Origin of the sequence: Streptomyces sp. NPDC126497, assembly GCF_040302425.1 — a bacterium.
Lineage (GTDB): Bacteria > Actinomycetota > Actinomycetes > Streptomycetales > Streptomycetaceae > Streptomyces.
Map to the genome: position 1 here is coordinate 36,563 of NZ_JBEORT010000015.1, position 14,017 is coordinate 50,579.

General features: G+C 73.3%; 17 protein-coding genes. 13 read left to right on the forward strand and 4 right to left on the reverse strand.

Annotated features, from left to right (window positions below; genetic code table 11):
• Positions 1-27 precede the first annotated feature (27 nt).
• The 3 genes from ABTY20_RS10430 (at position 28) to ABTY20_RS10440 (ending at position 2,510) form a co-directional block, all read left to right on the forward strand.
• Positions 28-774, forward strand: coding sequence for an SDR family NAD(P)-dependent oxidoreductase (locus ABTY20_RS10430; RefSeq protein ID WP_351996567.1), 747 nt, complete (start codon positions 28-30; stop codon positions 772-774).
• Complete coding sequence (locus ABTY20_RS10435) at positions 771-1,841, forward strand: threonine aldolase family protein (protein WP_351996617.1); 1,071 nt, start codon at positions 771-773, stop codon at positions 1,839-1,841. The genes ABTY20_RS10430 and ABTY20_RS10435 overlap by 4 nt, the downstream gene beginning before the upstream one ends.
• A 75-nt stretch (positions 1,842-1,916) precedes the next feature.
• On the forward strand, positions 1,917-2,510 hold the full coding sequence (locus tag ABTY20_RS10440) for a transglutaminase domain-containing protein (protein WP_351996568.1): 594 nt from the start codon (positions 1,917-1,919) through the stop codon (positions 2,508-2,510).
• Positions 2,511-2,550: 40 nt separating this feature from the next.
• Here the strand turns inward: ABTY20_RS10440 and ABTY20_RS10445 are convergent, their stop codons facing one another.
• Positions 2,551-3,279, reverse strand: a complete 729-nt coding sequence (locus ABTY20_RS10445; RefSeq protein WP_351996569.1) for a lysophospholipid acyltransferase family protein — start codon at positions 3,277-3,279, stop codon at positions 2,551-2,553.
• A gap of 193 nt (positions 3,280-3,472) precedes the next feature.
• On the opposite strand from ABTY20_RS10445, the gene ABTY20_RS10450 reads away from it, so the two are divergent.
• The 7 genes from ABTY20_RS10450 to ABTY20_RS10480 all read left to right on the forward strand — a co-directional run bounded on the left by ABTY20_RS10450 (position 3,473) and on the right by ABTY20_RS10480 (position 7,815).
• A complete protein-coding gene (locus ABTY20_RS10450; RefSeq protein ID WP_351996570.1) occupies positions 3,473-3,886 on the forward strand; it encodes a thioredoxin family protein in 414 nt (137 codons plus the stop codon).
• A gap of 217 nt (positions 3,887-4,103) precedes the next feature.
• Positions 4,104-4,613, forward strand: coding sequence for a flavin reductase family protein (locus tag ABTY20_RS10455; protein ID WP_351996571.1), 510 nt, complete (start codon positions 4,104-4,106; stop codon positions 4,611-4,613).
• 216 nt (positions 4,614-4,829) lie between these two features.
• On the forward strand, positions 4,830-5,618 hold the full coding sequence (locus ABTY20_RS10460; RefSeq protein WP_351996572.1) for an electron transfer flavoprotein subunit beta/FixA family protein: 789 nt from the start codon (positions 4,830-4,832) through the stop codon (positions 5,616-5,618).
• A 90-nt stretch (positions 5,619-5,708) separates the two neighbouring features.
• Positions 5,709-6,671 carry an electron transfer flavoprotein subunit alpha/FixB family protein gene (locus tag ABTY20_RS10465; RefSeq protein WP_351996573.1) on the forward strand — a complete coding sequence of 321 codons (963 nt, stop codon included), beginning with the start codon at positions 5,709-5,711 and terminating at the stop codon, positions 6,669-6,671.
• A gap of 138 nt (positions 6,672-6,809) precedes the next feature.
• Entirely contained in the window at positions 6,810-7,025 is a 216-nt protein-coding gene (locus ABTY20_RS10470; protein ID WP_502991783.1) for a DUF6986 family protein, read from the forward strand.
• A gap of 74 nt (positions 7,026-7,099) precedes the next feature.
• Positions 7,100-7,597, forward strand: coding sequence for a DUF2975 domain-containing protein (locus tag ABTY20_RS10475; RefSeq protein WP_351996574.1), 498 nt, complete (start codon positions 7,100-7,102; stop codon positions 7,595-7,597).
• Positions 7,597-7,815: a helix-turn-helix domain-containing protein gene (locus ABTY20_RS10480; protein WP_351996575.1), complete on the forward strand. Its 219-nt coding sequence runs from the start codon at positions 7,597-7,599 to the stop codon at positions 7,813-7,815. Before ABTY20_RS10475 ends, ABTY20_RS10480 begins: the two co-directional genes overlap by 1 nt.
• Before the next feature lie 166 nt (positions 7,816-7,981).
• Here ABTY20_RS10480 and ABTY20_RS10485 read toward each other — a convergent pair whose 3' ends face one another.
• Complete coding sequence (locus tag ABTY20_RS10485) at positions 7,982-9,058, reverse strand: LacI family DNA-binding transcriptional regulator (protein WP_351996576.1); 1,077 nt, start codon at positions 9,056-9,058, stop codon at positions 7,982-7,984.
• Positions 9,059-9,273: 215 nt separating this feature from the next.
• On the opposite strand from ABTY20_RS10485, the gene ABTY20_RS10490 reads away from it, so the two are divergent.
• The 3 genes from ABTY20_RS10490 to ABTY20_RS10500 all read left to right on the forward strand — a co-directional run bounded on the left by ABTY20_RS10490 (position 9,274) and on the right by ABTY20_RS10500 (position 11,678).
• Positions 9,274-10,227, forward strand: a complete 954-nt coding sequence (locus tag ABTY20_RS10490) for an ROK family protein (protein WP_351996577.1) — start codon at positions 9,274-9,276, stop codon at positions 10,225-10,227.
• Positions 10,228-10,295: 68 nt separating this feature from the next.
• Positions 10,296-10,487 (forward strand): hypothetical protein, encoded by a 192-nt coding sequence (locus tag ABTY20_RS10495; RefSeq protein WP_351996578.1) that lies wholly within the window; start codon positions 10,296-10,298, stop codon positions 10,485-10,487.
• Between the two features lie 150 nt (positions 10,488-10,637).
• Entirely contained in the window at positions 10,638-11,678 is a 1,041-nt protein-coding gene (locus ABTY20_RS10500; RefSeq protein WP_351996579.1) for an NUDIX hydrolase, read from the forward strand.
• 40 nt (positions 11,679-11,718) lie between these two features.
• Here ABTY20_RS10500 and ABTY20_RS10505 read toward each other — a convergent pair whose 3' ends face one another.
• A complete protein-coding gene (locus tag ABTY20_RS10505) occupies positions 11,719-12,480 on the reverse strand; it encodes an MBL fold metallo-hydrolase (RefSeq protein ID WP_351996580.1) in 762 nt (253 codons plus the stop codon).
• 74 nt (positions 12,481-12,554) lie between these two features.
• The gene (locus tag ABTY20_RS10510) at positions 12,555-13,916 is read right to left on the reverse strand and encodes a dipeptidase (protein WP_351996581.1); all 1,362 of its coding nucleotides are present in this window, start codon (positions 13,914-13,916) and stop codon (positions 12,555-12,557) included.
• Between the last annotated feature and the right edge of the window lie 101 nt (positions 13,917-14,017).

Sequence of the window (14,017 nt, forward strand, 5' to 3'; positions counted from 1 at the left end):
ACCACAACTGCTCAGGAGGCGGGAACCATGGGGAACGGGGCGCTCGACGGTGCGGTGATCGCGGTGGCCGGAGCGGGGGGACCCGCGGGCCGGGCGGCACTGCTCAGGCTGGCCGAGGCGGGAGCGACCGTCGTCGGCTCGGACAACGATCCGGAGCGGCTGGCGGAGGCCGTGGACGCGGCGCGCTACGCGCACGGCGGCGCCACCGTCACCGGTGACACGGTCGACCTGCTGGACCTGGACTCCACCCGCGAGTGGGCCGCCCGCACCGAGAAGGAGTTCGGCCGGGTCGACGGCCTGGTCCACCTCGTCGGCGGCTGGCGCGGCAGCGAGACCTTCACCAAGACCAGCCTGGACGACTGGGACTTCCTGGAGCTGCTGCTGGTGCGCACCGTGCAGCACACCAGTCTCGCCTTCCACGAGGCGCTCCAGCGCAGCGACCGCGGCCGGTACGTCCTGATCAGCGCCGCCGGCGCCACCAAACCGACCGCGGGCAACGCCGCGTACGCGGCCGGCAAGGCCGCCGCCGAGGCGTGGACGCTCGCCATGGCCGACTACTTCCGCAAGGCCGGGGGCGAACAGGGGCCGACGTCGGCGGCTGCCATCCTGGTGGTGAAGGCGTTGGTGCACGACGCGATGCGCGCCGACCGCCCCAACGCGAAGTTCGCGGGCTTCACGGACGTCAAGGACCTGGCCGAGGCCATCGTCGGCGTCTGGGACGAGCCCGCCGCGGAAGTGAACGGAAACCGTCTGTGGCTGACCGAGAAGCCGTGAACCCGCCGAGGACCGACGCGCGTCGTCATCACGACCCGGACGTCCGCGGTTTCGCCAGCGACAACTACGCCGGGGTCCACCCGGAGGTGCTCGCCGCCCTGGCCGTGGCCAACGGCGGGCACCAGGTCGCGTACGGCGAGGACGCGTACACCGAGAACCTCCAGCAGGTGGTCCGCAGCCACTTCGGGCCCACCGCCGAGGCGTTCCCGGTCTTCAACGGCACCGGCGCCAACGTCGTCGCGCTCCAGGCGGTCACCGACCGCTGGGGCGCGGTGATCTGCGCCGAGAGCGCCCACATCAACGTGGACGAGGGCGGGGCCCCGGAGCGGGTCGGCGGCATCAAGCTGCTCACCGTGCCCACCCCGGACGGCAAGCTCACCCCGGAGCTGATCGACCGGCAGGCGTACGGCTGGGACGACGAGCACCGGGCGATGCCCCAGGTGGTCTCCCTGGCGCAGGCCACCGAGCTGGGCACGGTGTACACCCCGGACGAGATCCGCGCCATCTGCGAGCACGCCCACGCGCACGGCATGAAGGTGCACGTGGACGGCTCCCGGCTGGCCAACGCCGCCGCCGCGCTGGACGTGCCGATGCGCGCCTTCACCAACGCGGCCGGCGTCGACCTGCTCTCGCTGGGCGGCACCAAGAACGGCGCCCTGTTCGGCGAGGCGGTCGTGGTGCTGAACCCGGACGGCATCCGGCACCTGAAGCACCTGCGCAAGCTGTCCATGCAGCTCGCGTCCAAGATGCGCTTCGTCTCGGTGCAGCTGGAGGCCCTGCTCGCCCGCGACCTGTGGCTGCGCAACGCCCGGCACGCCAACGAGATGGCCCAGCGCCTGGCCGAGGGCGTGCGCGCCGTGCACGGCGTGGAGATCCTCTACCCGGTGCAGGCCAACGCGGTCTTCGCGCGGCTGCCGCACGACGTGGGCGAGCGGCTGCAGAAGCGGTTCCGCTTCTACTTCTGGGACGAGGCGGCCGGCGACGTCCGCTGGATGTGCGCCTTCGACACCACCGAGGACGACGTGGACATGTTCGTGGCGGCGCTCAAGGAGGAGATGGCCCGCTAGCAGTGCATGCATAGGTATGCGATCGACCGGAAATTCATTGACCTCCGGTCGATCGCACACCTATGCTCCGGCGGTATGCAGCTGATCCAGGAAACCCCGGACCTCTCCGCCTATCTGGCCGCCGACGAGGCGATCGACCATCACCATCCGCTGGTCCGCCGGACGGCGGCGCGCCTCGCCGCCGGGGCGACCGACTCGTATGATTATGCGCGGGCGGCCTTCGATTTCGTGCGCGACGCCATCCCGCACTCCCAGGACTCCGGAGACCTCCGGGTCACCTGGCGCGCCTCCGACGTCCTGGAGCAGGGCACCGGCGTCTGCTACGCCAAGGCCCACGCGCTGGCCGCGCTGCTGCGGGCCGAGGACATCCCGACCGCCCTCTGCTACCAGAACCTCGGCGTGGTGCACGGCCTGGTCGCCGTCCGCTTCAACGGCGCCTGGCACCGGCAGGACCCGCGGGGCAACAAGCCCGGGGTGGACGCGCGGTTCTCGCTGGACGGCGAGCGGCTGGCCTTCGCTCCCGATCCGGCGTCCGGCGAGACCGACCATCCGGTCCTGTACGCCGCGCCGCACCCGGTCGTACTGAACGCCCTGAGGTCCGCCGCCGACCGCCCGCACCTGTGGCGGACGCTGCCCACCGCGCTCGGGGACGAGGGCATGCCGCAATAGCCGCCGCAGCCGCCCTGCGGCGCGGCTGCGGCGGCCGCCGTCAGTGGGCCTCGGCCGCGCGGACCTGTTCCGGCGTCGGGGCGGTGCCGCCGAGGTGGGCCGGCATCCACCAGGTGTCGTCCGGACCCTTGGGGCGCACCGGATAGGCGCGCTGCGCGGCCTCCAGCAGCTCCTGCACCCGCTCGCGCAGCTGCCGGGTGATCGCGCCCGCGTACTTGTCCCTGGACGCCTCGACCGCCTCGCCCACGCGGAGGGTGATCGGGGTGTGGCTGCGCCCGAAGTTGCGCGGGTGGCCCTTGGTCCACAGCCGCTGCGTGCCCCACACCGCCATCGGGACCAGCGGCACGCCGGCCTCCTGCGCCAGACGCGCGGCACCCGACTTGAAGCTCTTCAGCGTGAACGACTGCGAGATCGTCGCCTCCGGGAAGACGCCCACGACCTCCCCCGACCGCAGCGACCGCAGGGCGTGCTCGTACGCCGCCTCGCCCTGTGTGCGGTCCACCGGGATGTGCTTCATGCCGCGCATCAGCGGACCGGAGATCCGGTGCCGGAAGACCGACTCCTTCGCCATGAAGCGGACGAGCCGTTTCTGGGGGAGCGCCGCCAGACCGTTGAAGACGAAGTCCAGATAGCTGATGTGATTGCTCACCAGTACGGCGCCGCCCGAGCGCGGTATGTTCTCCGACCCCTGGCAGTCGATCTTGAGGTCCCACACCTTGAACAGGGTGCGGGCGAAACCGACGACGGGCCGGTAGACGAGTTCTGCCATGGGCGGGTCGGAACCCTTCCTTCTGTGCCTGGGGAGGAGGCTCCCAGTCGAAGTTACGCAGCCGTAGGTTTACGGCTTGTCGCAGATGGTGCCCCAAGAACGGCCGGTGAACCAGTCCTGACGCCCGTCGGAGGCGAGATTCTCGTCACGTCCACCCCTTGATCCACCTCGGGCTTTGTGCGTGCGGCCGGGAATGCCCGCGCTCCCGGCGGCGCTGGAAGCCGTTGACGGCGAGAACACGGCGCGGGAACACGGTGGGAGCGGACGAGTGCGGGATCAGGACGAGGGGCGACGACCCGGAGCGGGGGAGCCGTGGGCCGGGCTGGGGGTCCGGCTGGGGGAGCGCGCCACCCTGGTGCAGTTCTCCAGCGCCTTCTGCGCGCCCTGCCGGGCGACCCGGAGGGTGCTCGCCGAGGTGGCCGCACTGGTGCCGGGCGTGACCCACGCGGAGATCGACGCCGAGGCCCACCTGGACCTCGTGCGCCGCCTGGAGGTCGTGAGGACGCCGACCGTGCTGGTGCTCGACGCCGCCGGCCGGACCGTGCGGCGCGCGACCGGGCAGCCGCGCAAGGCCGATGTGATCGCCGCGCTCGGGGAGGCGCTGTGAGGGCCGGGCGGCCCCTGGTGAGGCTTCTCCCACATCACGGGACCGACTTGACTGGGCATGCCACCCGTCGTCAGCCTGGCCCCATGTCTTCGGAACTCCTTCGCCCCCGGCGGGTCCCCGGCCGTGCGCCGGCCGCCGCCCGCGCCGCGCGTGCGCGCCGACCGGGCCGGTGAGCAGTCGCGAACCCGCTCGTCACCTCTCGCGGAAGGACGGTTCCATGACGGCCGCGTCCGGCCTCGGCACCGCCCGGCCGGCCTCGCCCGAGCTGTTGCGCTCCGTCTTCCGCAGGCACGCGGCGGGCGTCGCCGTGATCACCGCGCGCGGCCGTCGCGGTCCGGTCGGCTTCACCGCCACCTCCCTCGCCTCCGTCTCCGCCGAGCCCCCGATGCTGTCCTTCGGCGTCGGCGCCGGCGGCTCCAGCTGGCCCGCGATCGCGACGAGCGACCACGTCGGGGTGCACGTCCTCGGGGAGCACCAGCAGGAACTGGCGGCGACCTTCGCGCGCAGCGGCGCGGACCGCTTCGGCCCGGCCACCGCCTGGCGGGAGGGACCGGAGGGGGTTCCGGTGCTGGACGACGTGCCGGCCTGGATGGTGTGCAAGGTGGTGGCCCGGGTGCCCGCGGGTGACCACCGGATCGTGATCGCCGAGGTCCTGCTCGGTGATCCCACCGGTCACGGCCGCCCGCTCCTCTACCACCAGGGACGCTTCAACGGCCTGCGCGACTGAGACCGTTCCGCCTGGTCGCGGACCCGTCGAGTTCCGGTTACGCTGCGTTGCGAAGGTCACAGTTCAAAGCGCTTGCTTAGCGGGAAGGAACTGGGTGTACTGACGAGTAATATTTCGTTCGGAGCGCGGGCCGCCCCGACCGGGAACGCCCGCTTCAGGCGCCTATGCTGCCTGCAGGCAGGCAGCCAGAAATGACGATGCAGTAGGAGAGCCGGCGTGAGCTTGAGGATCGTTGTCACCGTGAAGTACGTGCCCGACGCCACTGGCGACCGGCACTTCGCCGATGACCTGACCGTCGACCGGGACGACGTGGACGGTCTGCTCTCCGAACTGGACGAGTACGCGGTCGAGCAGGCGCTGCAGATCTCGGAGAACTCCGACGACGACGTGGAGATCACCGTGCTGACGGTGGGCCCGGAGGACGCCAAGGACGCCCTGCGCAAGGCGCTGTCCATGGGCGCCGACAAGGCCATCCACGTCGAGGACGACGACCTGCACGGCACCGACGCCATCGGCACCTCCCTGGTCCTGGCCAAGGCCGTCGAGAAGGCCGGCTACGACCTGGTCATCTCCGGCATGGCCTCCACCGACGGCACCATGGGCGTCGTACCGGCGCTGCTCGCCGAGCGTCTGGGCGTGCCGCAGGTGACCCTGCTGTCCGAGGTGTCCGTCGAGGGCGGCACGGTCAAGGGCCGCCGTGACGGCGACACCGCCTCCGAGCAGCTCGAGGCCTCCCTCCCGGCCGTCGTGTCGGTCACCGACCAGTCGGGTGAGGCCCGTTACCCGTCCTTCAAGGGCATCATGGCGGCCAAGAAGAAGCCGGTCCAGTCCTGGGACCTGTCCGACCTCGACATCGACGAGGACGAGGTCGGCCTCGAGGGCGCCTACACGGTCGTCGAGTCGGCGACCGAGCGTCCGGCCCGCACCGCCGGCACGATCGTCAAGGACGAGGGCGAGGGCGGCAAGCAGCTCGCCGCCTTCCTCGCGGAGCGAAAGTTCGTCTGACACGGCCTCTCGAGCCAGGAGCTCGTCCGAGTCCGAGGCTCCACTCGCTTCCCGCCCCTCACCCTTCGCAAGCAGGAGAGAAGAAGTCCCATGGCTGAAGTTCTCGTCTACGTCGACCACGTGGACGGTGCCGTCCGCAAGCCCACCCTGGAGCTGCTGACCCTGGCCCGCCGCATCGGCGAGCCGGTCGCCGTCGCGCTGGGCAACGGCGCCGGCGACACCGCCGCCGCGCTCGCCGAGCACGGCGCGGTGAAGGTCCTCACCCACGAGGCCGCCGAGTACGCCGACTACCTGGTCGTGCCGAAGGTGGACGCCCTGCAGGCCGCCCACGAGGCCGTCTCCCCGGTCGCCGTCCTGGTCCCCTCCTCCACCGAGGGCAAGGAGATCGCCGCCCGCCTGGCGCTGCGCCTCGGCTCCGGCGTCATCACCGACGCCGTCGACCTGGAGGCCGGCGACGAGGGCCCGGTGGCCACCCAGTCGGTGTTCGCCGCCTCCTACACCACCAAGTCCCGTGTCTCCAAGGGCACCCCGGTCATCACGGTCAAGCCGAACTCGGCCGCCGTGGAGGCCGCCCCGGCCGCAGGCGGCGTCGAGGCCCTGTCGGTGACGTTCTCCGCCCAGGCGACCGGCACCAGGGTCACCGGCCGCACGCCGCGCGAGTCGACCGGCCGTCCGGAGCTGACCGAGGCCGCGATCGTGGTCTCCGGCGGCCGCGGTGTCAACGGCGCGGAGAACTTCTCGATCATCGAGGCGCTCGCCGACTCGCTCGGCGCGGCCGTCGGCGCCTCGCGCGCCGCCGTCGACGCCGGCTGGTACCCGCACACCAACCAGGTCGGCCAGACCGGCAAGTCGGTCTCGCCGCAGCTGTACATCGCCTCCGGCATCTCCGGCGCGATCCAGCACCGGGCCGGCATGCAGACCTCGAAGACCATCGTGGCCGTCAACAAGGACGCCGAGGCCCCGATCTTCGACCTGGTCGACTACGGCGTCGTCGGCGACCTGTTCGACGTCGTGCCCCAGCTCACCGAGGAGATCAAGGCCCGCAAGGGCTGATCACCCCGAAGCCGTACGAGGCCCCCGCGACCGCTCCGGTCGCGGGGGCCTCGGCGCGTCACGGGGGCGGGACGGACCGCACCGGCGGGTGGCGCCCGGGAACCGGCCGGCCGACGCGAGCGGGCCGGCCGGAGCCCGGTGCACCGTGGCGCCGGGTGTGACCGGGATCCGGCCGACGCCCGACGCGCCCGGTACGTCGTCCGGGCCGTCGGCGACGTCCCGGACGAGCCCGCCACCGCCAGGGCCGCCGCCGGACATCTGCCGCGCGGCCTGGACCGCGGTGCCCTGGACGCCGCCGAGGCGGCGCGCCCGACCTCGCTGTCCCGCGCCGGCCTGGAGGGCCTCGCGCGGTGATCCGGGTCGCACCCCCTTGCCTTGCCTATCGAATTTCGATAGCTTTCCATCGTGATTCGATTCAAGGAGGGGTGATGGGACGGCTGACCGTGCTCGCGCTGCGCACCGTGATGGTGGCGCTGCTGGCGGGTTCCCTGGGGATCCAGGCGGTGATGGTGCCGCTGATGGCGAGCGACCTCGAAGGGCTGGACGCGGACCACTCCCACCTGCGCGTCCCGTTCCTCCTCATCGTGGTCCTCGGCGTCGTGACGGCCCAGGTCGTCCTGGTCTGCGTCTGGCGGCTGGTGACGATGGTGCGGCGCGGGACCGTCTTCTCCCACGCCGCCTTCCGCTACGTGCACACCGTCATCGGCGCGTTCGTCGCCGCGGCGCTGCTGGTGTTCGCGCTCGGGGCGCTCCTCGCGCCCGGCGAGGCCGTGGCCCCGGGCATCGTGGCACTGCTGGGCGGGGCCGGTCTGGCGATCCTGGGCATCGCCCTGGTCGTACTCGTCCTGCGGATGCTGCTGGCGCAGGCCGTCGCGCGCGACGTCGAGGCGTCGCGGATGCGGGCCGAACTGGCCGAGGTGATCTGATGCCGATCGCCGTCGACATCGACGTGATGCTGGCCAAGCGGAAGATGTCCGTGGGCGAGCTCGCCGAACGCGTCGGCATCACACCGGCCAATCTGGCGGTGCTCAAGAACGGCCGCGCCAAGGCGGTGCGCTTCACGACCCTCGCCGCGCTCTGCGACGTGCTCGAGTGCCAGCCGGGCGACCTGCTGCGCTGGGAACCCGACGGCACCCGGCCCTGACCCGTCCGCCCGTCGCCCGCGCCCCGCCTCGGCGGCGGCGCAGGCGACGCGCCGGCATCAGGACGTCCGTACCGCTCGGACCCCGCACACCGCTCCGGGCCGCGGGCCGTCACCCGCTCCCGCCCGGCGGACGGCCGGGTGCCCCGCGCGCACGACCGCCGCCCGCTCAGTCCGCCGGGGGCAGCTCGCCGGAGCCGCGGGTGATCAGCCGGGTGGGCAACTCGATGCGCTCCGGAGCGAGCAGGGTGCCGTCCAGCTGGCGGAACAGCCGCTCGGCCGCGGTCCGGCCGAGGGCCGCCGCGTCCTGGGCGACGACCGTGACACCGGGCTGGAGCAGGTCGGCGAGCTCGATGTCGTCGAAGCCGACGAGGGCGACCCGGCGGGCGTGCCGGGCCAGCACCCGGATCACGGTGACCGTCACCCGGTTGTTGCCGGTGAAGATCGCGGTGACCGGGTCCGGTCCCGAGAGCATCTCCTCGGCCGCCCGGCGCACCCGCTCCGGGTCGGTGACACCCAGCGACATCCAGGAGTCCGCCACCGCTATCCCCGCGTCCTCCATGGCGGTCCGGTAGCCGCGCAGCCGCTCGGCCGCGGTGTGGATGCGGGGCATGTCGCCGATGAAACCGATCCTGCGGTGTCCGTGTGCGATGAGGTGGCCCACGCCGTCACGAGCGCCCCCGAAGTTGTCCGACACGACGACGTCCACGTCGATGTGCCCGGCCGGACGGTCCACGAAGACGGTGGCGACGCCCGCCTTGATCTCCGGCTCCAGGTAGCGGTGGTCGTCGCCGGCCGGGATCACCACCAGCCCGTCCACCCGGCGGGCGCACAGCGCCAGCGCCAGCTCCTGCTCGCGGTCGGCGTCCTCCGCGCTGGAGCCGTTGATCAGCAGGGCCCCGTGCGCGCGGGCCACCTCCTCGACCGCCCGGCTCAGCGGCCCGTAGAACGGGTCCGCGAGATCCTCCAGGACCAGACCGATGCTGGCGGTGCGGCCCTTGCGCAGCACGCGCGCGCTGTCGTTGCGGCGGAAGCCGAGCGCCTCGATCGCCTCCTGCACCCGGCGCTCCGTCTCCGGTGTGACCCCGGGTTCGCCGTTGACCACCCGGGAGACCGTCTTGAGGCCGACCCCGGCACGCGCGGCCACGTCCTTCATCGTCGGGCGGTTGCCGTAACGGGTCCCTGGGGCGCGGTCGGTGCGGCGGGTCGTCTCCGGCACGGTGCGGTGTCCTGTTCTGTCGGCCACGGGATGCGTGGGTCCATGGGGTCGTACGAGGATGTGGCGTCGAGCATAGAGCCTGGACAACGTTGTCAGGCTCAGGGGACACTGTCCCACGCACGCTCCGGCCCGCACCTCACCGCACGACCGGGCCGCTGCCCGTGCCCCGTGTGTCGCCTTGTGGCGGCACATGGGCGCTCTCGGCGATTTTCCGATGTTCTCAACGGGGAGATCCGACACAGATGCACACCGACCTCGTGGCCGCGCTCGACATAGGCGGCACCAAGATCGCCGGCGCGCTGGTGGACCGCCAGGGCCGGATCCTGGTCCGCGTCCAGCGGCCGACGCCCGCGCAGGAGAACGGGGAGACCGTGATGCGGGCGGTCGAGGCGGTGCTCGGTGAGCTCGTCGCGTCCCCGTTGTGGCGGCGCGCCGGGGCGGTGGGCATCGGCAGCGCCGGCCCCGTGGACGCCTCCGCCGGCACGGTGAGCCCGGTCAACGTGCCCGGCTGGCGGGACTACCCGCTCGTCGCCCGGGTCCGGGACGCGGCCGGTGGCCTGCCCGTGGAGCTGATCGGCGACGGGGTGGCGATCACGGCCGCCGAACACTGGCAGGGCGCCGCCCGCGGCCACGACAACGCGCTGTGCATGGTCGTCTCGACCGGGGTCGGCGGCGGCCTGGTGCTCGGCGGCCGGCTGCACCCCGGGCCCACCGGCAACGCCGGTCACATCGGTCACATCAGCGTGGACCTCGACGGCGACCCGTGCCCGTGCGGTTCGCGCGGCTGCGTGGAGCGCATCGCGAGCGGCCCCCACATCGCCCGCCGGGCCCTGGACGACGGCTGGCGTCCCGGCCCGGACGGCGACACCTCCGCCGTCGCGGTGGCCGCCGCCGCACGGGCCGGGGACCCGGCGGCCGTGGCGTCCTTCGAGCGGGCGGCCAGGGCACTGGCCGCCGGGATCGCCGCCACCGCGACGCTCGTCGAGATCGACATCGCCGTGATCGGCGGAGGGGTGGGCAAGGCCGGCGAGGTCCTCTTCACCCCCCTGCGCAAGGCCCTCACCGAGTACGCCACCCTGTCCTTCGTCCGGCGTCTCGCGGTGGTCCCGGCCCGGATGGGTACGGACGCGGGCCTGGTGGGCGCGGCGGCGGCGGCGCTGACGGGCAGGACGGACGCGGCGGTGGCGGGGGTCTGAGGGCCGCCGGGCGGGCGGTCCCGGAAGCCGTGCGTGACCCCGGGGCCGCTTTGCCCGTTGAGCCCGGTATGAAGAAACGCAGCATGCTGGCCCTCGCCTCCCTCGCCACCGGCTTCGTCGTCGCGGCCGTCACCCCGTCGCACGCGGTCGCCGACGGCGCCGCCCCGCTCGACGCCGGCGCCGCCCTCGGCGCCCTCGACCGGACCGCCGCCGAGGACAACACCGTGGACCTGGACGTGGACCGGGGCAGCAGGCCCTGACCTCCCACGGCGCGACCGCACGGCGCCGGTTCCCCCGGAGGACGGGGGCACCGGCGCCGTTCCCATGTCCCACGCGTTCTCTACGGGAGCTGGTTTCCGTGGCAGGGTGGAGCGGGCAAGCCACAGGGGGCCAGCAGAAGAGGGGGAAACGTGATCGTCTGGGTCAACGGCGCGTTCGGTGCGGGAAAGACCACCACCGCGCGTGAACTGGTCGAGCTGATCCCGAACAGCGCGCTCTTCGACCCCGAGGTCATCGGCGGCGCACTGGACCAGCTGCTTCCGCCCAAACACCTCGCCCAGGTCGGCGACTTCCAGGACCTCCCGATCTGGCGACGGCTCGTGATCGACACGGCGGCCGCGATGCTCGCCGAGCTCGGCGGGACCCTCGTGGTCCCCATGACCCTGCTGCGCCAGGAGTACCGCGACGAGATCTTCGGCGGGCTCGCCGCCCGCCGGATACCGGTCCGGCACATTCTCCTGGCGCCGGCCGAAACGATCCTGCGGGAACGCATAGCCGGCCGCGAGGTCCCGGCGGACCTCCCCGACGGGGAGATGCGCGTCCGGCAGTGGTCGTACGACCACATCGAACCGTACAAGGCGGCCCTCGCCTCCTGGCTCACCGCCGACGCCTACCCGGTCGACAGCGGGACCCTCAGCCCGTACCAGACCGCCCTGCGGATCGCCGAGGCGGTCGGCAGCGGGGAGGTGCCGGCCTGCGACATCGTGCAGACGCCCGAGCCCACCGCGGAGACGGTCGCCGCCGGTGTGCTGCTCTTCGACGAGCAGGACCGGGTGCTGCTCGTCGACCCGACCTACAAGCCGGGCTGGGAGTTCCCGGGCGGGGTCGTGGAGCGCGGTGAGGCACCCGCGCGCGCGGGCATGCGCGAGGTCGCCGAGGAGACCGGGATCCGCCTCGACGAGGTGCCGGCGCTCCTCGTCGTCGACTGGGAACCGCCCGCGCCGCCCGCGTTCGGCGGTCTGCGGCTGCTCTTCGACGGTGGCCGTCTCGACTCCGCGGCCGCCGGGCGCCTGCTGCTGCCCGGACCGGAACTGCGCGGCTGGCGCTTCGCCTCCGAGGCCGAGGCCGCCGACCTGCTGCCCCCGGTCCGCTACGAACGGCTGCGGCGGGCGCTGCGGGCACGCGAGCGCGGGAGGGCGATGTACCTGGAGGCGGGGGTGCCGGTCGGCTGACGGCGGGGGCACGGCGCGGCGCCGGGCCCGCGGCCGTCGGTCAGCGGTCCGCCCCCGCACCCGCGGGCGGCGCCCCGCCGGTGTCCGCCGCGTCCGCCGCCGAGCGCAGTGCCCGCGCCGCCCCCGCGAGCACCGGTTCGCCGTGGCCGAAGCAGGCCACCTCCGCGTCCAGAGCGGCCAGCCGGCGGCAGGCGGCGAGGACCTGGCGCCGGTCGAGGTTGAACACGCCCGGCATCACGGCGCCGTCCACGGGGGAGGCGGCCACCGTGTCGCCGGTGAACAGCACGCCGTACCGGGGCAGGTGCAGCGCGACACTGCCGTGCGTGTGCCCCGGTACGTGGACGACCTGCGCCCCGCCGCCCACGTCGAGGACGTCGCCGTCCGACAACTCGACGACCTCGGCCGGGCGTTCGAAGTCCCCCGGGGGGAGGAGCCGCGCCGCCCGCTGGTGCAGGGGCCGTTCCCAGTCCTCGAACACCGGTGACGGGCCCGGCGCCTCACCGCGTACGTGGGGGGCGTCCAGGCGGTGGGCGAGCACCTCGGCACCGGTGAGGGCCGCCACCTCGGCGGCCCCGCCCGCGTGGTCCTCGTGGAAGTGGGTGAGCACGATGCGGCGCACGTCCCGTGGGCGCAGGCCGAGCGTGGTCACGGCCGCGGCGATCGCCGCCCCGGAACCCGCCGGGCCGGCGTCGATGAGGGTCAGCGCCTCCTCGTGCCCCTCCCGGCCGTCGCGCCAGAGATAGGCCTGGCCGACCGGGAAGCGCAGGAGATGGAGGCGGGGGAGGAGTTCGACGACGTCCATGGGACGACCGTAGGGCGGAGCCCCCGCCCGCCGACGGGGACTCTGCCCTGAGCAGAGCGGCGAACCGCCCGCGGTCAGTGGGCGCCCGCCGCGTAGCCGCGCAGGAACAGCGCCTCGGCGACCGACAGCCGCTCGAGTTCGTCGGGGGACACGCTCTCGTTCACCGCGTGGATCTGCGCCTCCGGCTCGCTCAGGCCGATGAGCAGGATCTCGGCCTCCGGGTAGAGGGAGGCGAGGGTGTTGCACAGCGGGATGGAGCCGCCCTGGCCGGCGTACTGCATCTCCTGGCCCGGGTACGCCACCGCCATCGCCTCGGCCATGGCCCGGTAGGCCGGGCTGGTGGTGTCCGCGCGGAACGCCTGACCCTGGCCGATCTGCTCGACGTCCACCCGCGCGCCCCACGGCGTGTGCGACTCCAGGTGGGCCCGGAGCAGCTTCGTCGCCTCCGCCGCGTCGACGCCCGGCGGCACCCGCAGGCTGACCAGCGCGCGGGCGCTCGCCTGCACCGACGGCGTGGCGCCGACCACCGGCGGGCAGTCGATGCCGAGCACGGTGACCGCCGGACGCGCCCAGATGCGGTCGGCGACCGTGCCGGACCCGATCAGCTCCACCCCGTCCAGCACCTTGGCGTCCTTGCGGAACTGCTCGTCGTCGTACTGCAGTCCGTCCCACGCCCCGTCGCCGGTCAGGCCGTCGACGGTGGTGCTGCCGTCCTCGGCGCGCAGCGAGTCCAGCACCCGCACCAGCGCGGCCAGCGCGTCCGGCGCGGCTCCGCCGAACTGACCCGAGTGCAGATTGCCCTCGAGGGTGTCGATCCGCACCCGGACGAGCGTCATGCCGCGCAGCGTGGAGGTGACCGTCGGCAGACCGGCGCGGAAGTTGCCCGCGTCGCCGATCACGATGGTGTCGGCCGTCAGCAGATCGGGGTGCTCCTCGGCGTACTTCTCCAGGCCTCCGGTGCCCTGTTCCTCCGAGCCCTCGACGATCACCTTGACGTGCACGGGGACGCCGCCGCTCGCCTTCAGCGCGCGCAGCGCCAGCAGGTGCATGATCACACCGCCCTTGCAGTCGGCGGCCCCGCGCCCGTACCAGCGGCCGTCGCGCTCGGTCAGCTCGAAGGGCGGGGTGGCCCAGCCGGCCTCGTCCAGCGGCGGCTGCACGTCGTAGTGCGCGTACAGCAGCACGGTCTTCGCGCCCTCGGGGCCGGGCAGGAAGCCGTACACCGACTGCGTGCCGTCCGGGGTGTCCAGCAGCGCCACGTCCTCGAATCCCTCGGCGGTGAGCGCGTCCGCGATCCAGCGCGCGGCGCCCTCGCTCTCCTCGCGCGGGAACTGGCCGAAGTCCGCCACCGACGTGAAGGCCACCAGCTCGGCGAGTTCCTCCTTCGCCCTGGGCATCAGTGAGGCGACGGTCGCGGCGACCGGATTCGACGACATGGGCACGCTCCTTGTGGGTGCGACGGGGTGACTTCTGCGAACTTCTTCGTACGAGATGATCGTGTGGTGCGCGTGAGGACCCGTGTACGGGGCACTTACGC

Bases quoted from the DNA above. Each gene is read 5' to 3' on its own strand.
- ABTY20_RS10430 (WP_351996567.1), top strand. From the start codon at position 28: ATGGGGAACGGGGCGCTCGACGGTGCGGTGATCGCGGTGGCCGGAGCG.
- ABTY20_RS10440 (WP_351996568.1), top strand. From the start codon at position 1,917: ATGCAGCTGATCCAGGAAACCCCGGACCTCTCCGCCTATCTGGCCGCC.
- ABTY20_RS10445 (WP_351996569.1), bottom strand. From the start codon at position 3,279: ATGGCAGAACTCGTCTACCGGCCCGTCGTCGGTTTCGCCCGCACCCTG.
- ABTY20_RS10450 (WP_351996570.1), top strand. From the start codon at position 3,473: ATGCCCGCGCTCCCGGCGGCGCTGGAAGCCGTTGACGGCGAGAACACG.
- ABTY20_RS10455 (WP_351996571.1), top strand. From the start codon at position 4,104: ATGACGGCCGCGTCCGGCCTCGGCACCGCCCGGCCGGCCTCGCCCGAG.
- ABTY20_RS10465 (WP_351996573.1), top strand. From the start codon at position 5,709: ATGGCTGAAGTTCTCGTCTACGTCGACCACGTGGACGGTGCCGTCCGC.
- ABTY20_RS10475 (WP_351996574.1), top strand. From the start codon at position 7,100: ATGGGACGGCTGACCGTGCTCGCGCTGCGCACCGTGATGGTGGCGCTG.
- ABTY20_RS10480 (WP_351996575.1), top strand. From the start codon at position 7,597: ATGCCGATCGCCGTCGACATCGACGTGATGCTGGCCAAGCGGAAGATG.
- ABTY20_RS10490 (WP_351996577.1), top strand. From the start codon at position 9,274: ATGCACACCGACCTCGTGGCCGCGCTCGACATAGGCGGCACCAAGATC.
- ABTY20_RS10495 (WP_351996578.1), top strand. From the start codon at position 10,296: ATGAAGAAACGCAGCATGCTGGCCCTCGCCTCCCTCGCCACCGGCTTC.
- ABTY20_RS10505 (WP_351996580.1), bottom strand. From the start codon at position 12,480: ATGGACGTCGTCGAACTCCTCCCCCGCCTCCATCTCCTGCGCTTCCCG.
- ABTY20_RS10510 (WP_351996581.1), bottom strand. From the start codon at position 13,916: ATGTCGTCGAATCCGGTCGCCGCGACCGTCGCCTCACTGATGCCCAGG.